General features: G+C 59.1%; 5 protein-coding genes. All 5 read right to left on the reverse strand.

What is annotated here, in order from left to right; all coding sequences use genetic code 11:
• On the reverse strand, positions 1-1,271 hold a 1,271-nt coding region (locus tag FJ404_18635), incomplete at its 3' end, for a DUF1501 domain-containing protein (protein MBM3824868.1).
• A gap of 54 nt (positions 1,272-1,325) precedes the next feature.
• The gene (locus FJ404_18640) at positions 1,326-4,472 is read right to left on the reverse strand and encodes a DUF1553 domain-containing protein (protein MBM3824869.1); all 3,147 of its coding nucleotides are present in this window, start codon (positions 4,470-4,472) and stop codon (positions 1,326-1,328) included.
• A gap of 9 nt (positions 4,473-4,481) precedes the next feature.
• A complete protein-coding gene (locus FJ404_18645; GenBank protein MBM3824870.1) occupies positions 4,482-5,273 on the reverse strand; it encodes a hypothetical protein in 792 nt (263 codons plus the stop codon).
• A 43-nt stretch (positions 5,274-5,316) separates the two neighbouring features.
• The gene (locus FJ404_18650; GenBank protein MBM3824871.1) at positions 5,317-6,222 is read right to left on the reverse strand and encodes an alpha/beta hydrolase; all 906 of its coding nucleotides are present in this window, start codon (positions 6,220-6,222) and stop codon (positions 5,317-5,319) included.
• 173 nt (positions 6,223-6,395) lie between these two features.
• On the reverse strand, positions 6,396-7,409 hold the full coding sequence (locus FJ404_18655) for a cyclase family protein (protein MBM3824872.1): 1,014 nt from the start codon (positions 7,407-7,409) through the stop codon (positions 6,396-6,398).
• Positions 7,410-8,265 lie beyond the last annotated feature (856 nt).

Below are 8,265 nucleotides of genomic sequence, written 5' to 3' on the forward strand. Positions count from 1 at the left end.
TAGGCAAAACCTCGTTTGAATCCTCCGCCCGCAAGCCAGAATGCGCCGGCGTGCCGGTTATGGTCCCGTCCCCCCTGCCCCTGAGTGATGGGCAGACGCCCAAACTCGCCGCCCCACAAAACAATCGTCGTGTCGAGCAAGCCGCGCGCGCGGAGATCTTGAATCAACGCCGCGCCCGGCTGATCGGTCGCAGCGCAGGCCTTCGTCAAACCTCCCCTCACATCGCTGTGGTGATCCCAGTTCGCATCCTTAACGGGTGCGAAAACAAGGACAAATCGAACCCCGGCCTCGATCAAACGCCGGGCCAAGAGCAGCCGCCTCCCGTAGCTCGCCAGGGCTCTGTTCGAGCTGTTCAACCCATACAGCGCTCGCGTCAGCTCCGATTCGCCGGAAACATCCGTCGCGTTCACCGACTCGAGTTGCATCCTCGCGGCCAGTTCGTAGTTGCGGATGCGGGCATCCAACTCGGCTTCGCCCGGGTGAAGAGCCTGGTGGCGCCGATTCAGACGCGCAATGAAATCGAGGTTGTGGCGCTGGACGGATGCTGGGACTGCCGCCGGAGGAACAAGGTTTTGCACCGGAGTTCCAACCGGATTGAACTCCGTCCCGCCAAAGACTGGCGACATCCATCCAGCCTGATACATGAGCTTCCCACTGGTCGGGAAACCTTCCGGATCGCGCAGCACGACAAACCCCGGCAAATTTTCGTTCACGGAGCCAAGCCCGTAGGTGATCCAAGCGCCCAAAGTTGGACGTCCCGGGAGAATCTTGCCGCTGGCAAACTGAATGATGGCCTCCGTGTGGTTGTTGTTCTCGCTGACCATCGAGCGGACAAGGCAGAGTTCGTCCGCGACGCTGCCGGTGTGCGGGAGAAGCTCGGACAACTCGGCGCCGCACCGTCCGAAGCGACGAAATGGATGCACCGACCCGAGCAACTTGTTGGTGTTGCCCTGTTGAAACGTATCGAACTGGCCGCCGTGTGTCTCCCCCGACCGCTTCTCCAACTCAGGTTTCCGATCGAACAGGTCCATGTTGCTGGGTCCGCCCGTCTGCATGAGCATGATCATCGCCCGCGCTTTTGGCCGGGCCGAAGGAAGGCGCGGAGCCAGATCCAGCCGGGGAATCTCGGCGGCCTCACCCGCCGCCCCCGTCTCCAAGAGGTGCGTCAATGCCAGCCAACCAAACCCCAAGCCGGTCCGACGCAGCAAATCGCGCCGGGTCAATCCAGCCGGGGGAATTTTTCCTGGCATGACTTGGGTCTCCTCTTTCATGTGCCGGTCATACCAAGCACCACCACGGTTGGGAATTTGGAGTTGGGCTTTGATTCATTCGAGATAAAGCAATTCATTGGAGTTAAACAGCAGTTGGCAAAAATCAGCGAGTGCTTGTTGTTCGGCTTCTGGCGAACTTCGGCCGCAAGTCTTCAGCAACTCCACTTGTTCGTTCCAATACTTCAGGCCCGACTCAATTTCGTCGGGCTCCGGCTTCCGGCCATAAGCATGGCGAAACGCCGACGTGATCCGATCCATCGCCGAGCTTTCAACGGCGGACAGCCGTCGAGCAAATAAGGATGCCTGCTCAATCACAAACGGGTCATTGAGCATGGTGAGAGGTTGAAGCACGACGGCAGAGTTCATCCGGCGTGAGCACGTGGTATTGATGACTGGTTGGTCGAAGCTTCCCAAGATGGGCAGATGAAAGTTCCGGCGTCCCATGAGATAAATGCTGCGTCGCCATTGGCTGGTTGGCGTGGGCAGCTTGTCGGCGGATGGCAGCGCGGCCGAACCGTCGGGTAGATTGATGAGCGGCACCGCCGGCCCGTACATGGATGAATCCAGTCTTCCCGAGATGGCCAGAAGAGCGTCGCGAATGGATTCCGCTTCGATCCGGCGCATTCGCTGGCGCCAAAGGAAGGCATTGTCCGGATCGGCTCGCAGAGAGGAACTCGTGCCGCCGAGGTCCTCGGGCCGGCGGGAGGACTGCCGATAGGCAACCGATGTCACCATTTGACGCACCATCCCTTTGAAGTTCCACCCGGAATCGATAAATTCCCGCGCGAGCCAGTCGAGCAGCTCCGGATGCACCGGCGGAAGCCCTTTCACCCCAAAATTATCGGGTGTCGGGACCAAGCCTTCGCCAAAAAGCTGCTGCCAGCAGCGATTCATCCAAACCCGGGCATGCAGCCCGGCCGGCGCGCCACGCGGATGGGTGACCCACCGCGCGAACGCCAGCCTCCGGCCACTGGAGCCAGGAACTTTCGGGACCGCTTCCAGCCGGGCTTGGGAATCCGAATCGCACAGGACCGACAAAAATCCCGGACCGATTCTCGATCCCCGCGCGGCGTAATCCCCCCGCCTAAATGTGTAATCACGCGGAGGCGGTCCACTCTCGAAAAACGCCCGTATGGTTCCCCATCGCCGGCGTTGCCCTTCCAATTCCTCGATCTGGGCAGAAGCATCCTTGGCCATGCCGTTTTCTTCCGCCGTCAGCGCCCGATCCAGGTCGGGCTGAGTGATTTTGAGCCTCGTTTCGTGTTCTGCAAGAAGTGACTTTTGCACGGCCGATCGTTTGTCCGCGGGAGAGGCCAAGGCTTCCCGCAGATGGATCTGAGCTGCCTCAGGCAATTCCCGCAGACGCAATTCGACAATGCGATTCGTGCAGGATGCTCGCAGTGCCGTCAGCAGTTCTGCCAGGGGTTTGATTTTTCGATCGAGACCGGCGTTATGCGCCGTTATTTCGGCCTGTTCGCGCGCCGAAACATCGGGCAGCTCACGGTCCTTGGGCTGCAGCCATGCACGAACGTTGAGGGCGGGTGTGAGGAGCGCCATGATCCGGTAATAATCACGCGTCGGAATGGGATCGAACTTGTGGTCGTGGCACCGGGCGCACTGCAGCGTCAATCCGAACAGGCTTGAACCCAGAATCTGAACCGTGTCGTGAATCACCTGGTAGCGAAACGAGAGCTTGTTCAGATCAACCTCATGGGTGTCGTCAATGGCCGTGCGAAGGGAACCCGTGGCGATGAGCGCGTCGCGGTGATCATCGGTGAAGGTTTCGGCGGTGCGCCAATCGACCAGCTCGTCTCCAGCGATCTGCTCCGCGAGGAACTTGTCCCACGGCCGGTTCTGATTGAAGGAGCGAATGACGTAATCACGATACCGCCATTTGCTGGGACCGAGAATGATCTGTTCCGCATTCTGGTCGTTACCCGTGACATCCACGTACCCGACCAGATCCAGCCAATGTCTGCCCCAGCGCTCGCCAAACTGAGGTGACGCCAGGAATTGATCGACCACTTTCTCATAGGCAAGCGGATCGTCGCTCGAAACAAACGCTTCGCTGGCCGCCGGATCCGGAGGCAATCCCGTGAGATCAAAACTCAGCCTTCGGAACAAAGCTGCCCGGGTCGCTTCTCGGGAGAATCCAAGACCGCGGGCTCGGAGCTTCTCCAGAAGAAAGGCATCAATGGGCGCCAACTTCGAGACGGCACTGCCCTCCACGGCGGGAACGCGAGGGCGAATCGGAACTTGAAACGCCCAATGCCTCCGCCGAGGGTCGGCCTCGGATTTCGGACCAAGGTCTTCGATCGCATCCTCCTGCCCAAGACCGTAATGGCCGATCAAGTCCGTCTCAACCGCCCGGCGCGCCTCGTCGCTGAGAGCCAGGTCGTAAATCAGGACCTCTGCAATGTCTCCTTCGAGCGATCCAGTGGCGGCGTGGGCGTGTCCAAGAATGACATCGAAATCACTCCGATGCCTGTAGTCGGGGCTTTCGGACGTTCCGGAGGCCGGGGTTTCGTCGATGAGTTCGCCATTGATTCGGATCGAGGATGTTTCCTTCATTGACCCGGGTTTCTTGATCAAGGAAATGACCTGAGGCAGCTCATAGAAATTGCCGTAGGATCCCGGGCGTCCGATCAAGGCATCGCGTTTGAAGCCTCCCGCGTGATCGAGCCGATGACGGGCCTCAAACGTCCGGTCAATCTCGAGCAGGGCCGCGGCAGGCCGGCTGCCGGTCGAATTGGTTGGATCGAACGCTTCGCCGAATCCGACGATGACGTCGCGGCTCTGTCCTTCCTGATATTGCAGGTTCACAACGATGAAGATGCTGAAACCGGCGTCGCCGTTGATCGGCAGCGGGCGATTGCCGGTAGTTCCGAGTCCGGATGATGGAGAAAAGCGGACTGCGGGCCTGCCGTTGATCGAACTGGACGAGACATAGACGGGCGCCGTGCCCGCACCTCCCAGCCGCGTCCCGGTGGGTTCGGCGTGGCGATTGTTCCCGCTGATGTCCGGCCAGAGATTCACGAGCTGGCCATTGGTCGCCGAAAGATTTTCCGCACGAAGCCAAAGTTGGATCCGATCCCGAAAAGGGGGTGAAGACGAACCTACCAGGTTTTGCCCCTCGACCGACGGGGAACTCAGCCATGCCATCAGGAAACCCAAGATCAAGAGAAACAAAGTGGCATTCACGCGACTTTCCTAAGGTGATCGGCAGGGAAGTTTGGGCAGGAATCCGTCCATGAACTGCAGCATGTATTCGAAATCACTCCCAATCTGCAGCCACTGAACGCCCAATTCGAATGCCTGTCGTCCATAGTCTTCATTTGCGGGTCCGCCCATTCCGACGAACAGGCCCCGACGGCGTGCAATTTCAACAACCCGGCGAATAGCGGTCCGAATCTCCGGGTGGCTGACCTGACCGGGCATGCCCATCGACAAGGACAGATCGAACGGGCCCAGGACCAGCGAATCCAACCCCGCCGTGCCAGCGATCGCGTCGAGTTCCGTCAAGGCTTCGCGATGCTCAATCTGAACCGCGACAAAAAGGTCGCGGTTGACAGCCTCGAGATAGCCCTTGTCGTAACCGTAGTTGGACGCGCGCCGGGGTCCGTATCCGCGGTCGCCATCCGGATGATAACGGCAGGCGTCCACAACCTTCCTCACCTCCGCGGCATTTCGGATCTGGGGAATGATGACGCCAGGCGCTCCACTATCGATCACCCGCTTGATGAACCAGGGTTCTGACGCGGGAACACGCACGATGGCCGGAACTCCAACGGATCGCGCGGCAATCAAGTGAGACGTCAGCGTTTCGAGACTCAAAGGCGAATGCTCCAGATCCATCCAGAAGAAATCCACCTTGGGCCCCAAGGCCTCCGTGACGACCGGATCCGCCAGCGTGATGCCCGCGCCAAGACAGAATTTACCGGATACAAGCTTGGCGCGAAACTCGCGCATGGGCTGGTAGAGCGATGGTTGAGGAGTGTCCACGATTCAGGTTTCGAACCTGTTCAGGCGGCGCACGTCCGCCTGATCAATGGGTTGATCGGTTTCCAAGGCGAAGTTTCGTTCGAAGCCATTCGACGGTCTGGCGTTTGTACTCCGCCGCCTGCGGCAGTTTTTCCCAGCCACCCGTCCCATGGGAACCGCCCAGGATGGAAATCAAAGTGCAATCCGCGCCCGCCCGGTGCATCCGGTCGTGCATGCTCACCGCTTGTTCGTATGGCACGTGAAATTCCCGCGTTCCGTGGATTAACAAGTACGGCGGCATGTCTTTCCGCACATAGGTCACGGCGGATGCGTTCTTGATCACCTCCATGTTGCCAGGCGACGCATCCGCAACATTCAACAGCGCCTTCAAGCCGGGTGACAAACATCCGCCCGGCGGCGTCGGTTCAGCCCGGCCATCCATGATGCAGGGATTCTCTTGCACCCGGGTGATGAGGTCGTGTTCCCCATACAACGAAACGACGCCGGCAACTCGATTTTCCGGACGAGCACGTCCTCCCACGACCGAGACAATCAATCCGCCTGCGGATTCACCCATCAGCACAAGTTGCCGCGGATTGATTTTGAACTCGCGCGCGTGCTGTTTCACATAGGCTATGCCTGCTTCGACGTCCTCGACACACGCGGGAAATGGATCCTTCGGAGCCAGCCGGTAGTTCAACGAAACCATCGCAAATCCCGCATCGAAAATGGGGTCCAGAAGGGCGCGCGGAAAGCCCGCCTTGTCGCCGGAAGTGAATCCGCCGCCATGCACCCATACAATGCACGGGAATGAGCGACGGTCAGCCCGCGGGATATAGGCGTCCAGAAGAAGTCGCGCACCACCTGACGCGGCGAACTCGATGTCTCTGCGAACATCCATGGCGGCGGACGCACTGCCGAAAGAACCCAGCAAGCGGAGCAAACAAAGCAGCAGCAGAAGCTTTTTCATAATCTATCAGAGCGACCGTGAACGTCCGAGGGGCATGACCAACGACCGTTTTCCTGGTGAGCGAATGTGAATGGATCGTGCCACGTTGGCAGTCGGCCCGAACAGCGCAGCGTTGCGAGGAAGCCCTTCTTCCGGCGAGCTTCCAGAGATTGCCGATCCATCAAACATCGCCGCTAAAAAGTTGCGATAGGATTGATCGGTGAGCCCGTCCCGCCTGGAACGCGCAGCGGGGCGACCGTCAGCAGGAATTCCCATCGCTTTCTCGTCTCGCATTCGACACCCACTTGTTCGAGATCAAGAACATCCAGGATCCACACACCCATGGCGACGACCGCCAGTTGGTGAACCGGCATGGCAACTCCCTCGACCTGCGAAGGGACGACGTCACTGGCGGAATCGCTGCCCAGGACCGCCAGATCGCGCTTCTTCAGCCAGGGCATGCACGAGGCGTGCAATCCGGCGAAGGCGGACATATCCCAAGGCCCTTTGTCCGCGCGTCGCGCCCAGCGCCCAGTGCGAATGAGGACAATATCGCCCCGACGAACTTTGACGCCTGATTTCTTTTCCCAAGCCTCGAGGTCTTCGGGATAAATGGCTTCACCGAGGTCCAGGTAAGGCTTGCCTTTGAGTCTTGGAATATCAAACAAAACCGCGCGCCCCATCACGCCATCCTTGACACCCAGGATGGAGCATTTCTGCGCGCCACTCTCCTTGATATCGGCCGTGGTATTGCCGTTGTACATCTTGCCTTGATAGAAGATGTGGCAAAGCGCGTCCATGTGCGTGTGCACATAGCCGTGGTAATTCACCCCAATCATGTCACCGGCGCTTTCTGGATCACCGCCACGCGGCAGAAACATTTGGTGCGAATAAGGAGTCAGGCAATCCGCCGCCTTTTCCTTCACGGCATCGTGGCCCAGCGAAACGGTGACCCCTTCCCTGACAAGCCGGAGCGCGGCCTTCCGCTCCTTCGGTGTGATTAAATTCAAGGCCCCTTTTTGGTCGTCCTTCCCCCAGCGACCCCAGTTGGATAATTCCACCATCCAGCGGTCGATATCCGCTTTTGTGACTCGATGCCGACTCGGAGAGTCCGCGGCATCAACACGAGTCAAGGTGGCAGAGGGGACGAACTGAACCGCAAGAGAAAAAGCCAGGAGCAAAGTGCAGGGATGAACTCGGGAAGTCATAATGCCAGTCTCTCCGGTTCAGGCCAAATTGGCAATTTTATTCAGCGACCAGCCGACCAGCCGGTCAACGCATCCGCGGCGGCAATTGTGGACCAGATCGGACACGGAATGCAGTCATGGAGCGGATTCAGGTTCGCCGCTATGGAATGGTCGGCCAGGATCAGGCTCTCATCGGTTTGGGTCCTGGTGCCCTTTGCGCTGTTCAGAATCGCCAGTCAATTGCGCCTTGCTCCGGGTTTCAGTCGGCCGTGCCGTGTGCGCGAAGAGCCCGGATCTAAATGGGATTAACCCCTCGACTCCAGCAGCGGGGATTGACCCTGCTATGTCGAATGCGATGAAGTGATTCGTTGTTATTGCCAGTAAAATCCGACGGATCCGCCAAAGAATTCCTTGGCCTTCTCGAAGCCTGTCACGGCATTGGTGTACTTCCTCCAGTTCATGCTGGCGGCGTGGCCGTCAAAGAACGTGATCGTGCCCACACCGCCATGCCAGATGCCCAGGTGATCCTGCTTCTCAGGCGGAGCCTTGCCGTCGAACAGCATGATGGAATTGTCGAAACCGGCTCCGTCATTGTTGAAGGCTTCCATCAGCAGCGCGGTGCCCGAAGCAGAAGTCCGGAGGTTGCCCAGCTTGATGTCAAAATTGTTCGGCGTGCTTGCCTGGGCGGATTTCGATTGGCACGACATCGCGGCCTGGCCGTTTTCCGAGTAGCTCCAGACGGGAATTTTTCCATCCGTCGGTCCCCAGAAGGTCACGCCCTTCTTGTATTTCCGGCTCGTGTAGGCCGGACACCGATAAACCGTCTCGCTGTTCAGGTAATTCCAGAGCAGACCGGTCTTGAAAAAGCTGATGTCCG

The sequence above is a fragment of the Verrucomicrobiota bacterium genome, assembly GCA_016871495.1.
Lineage (GTDB): Bacteria > Verrucomicrobiota > Verrucomicrobiia > Limisphaerales > VHDF01 > VHDF01.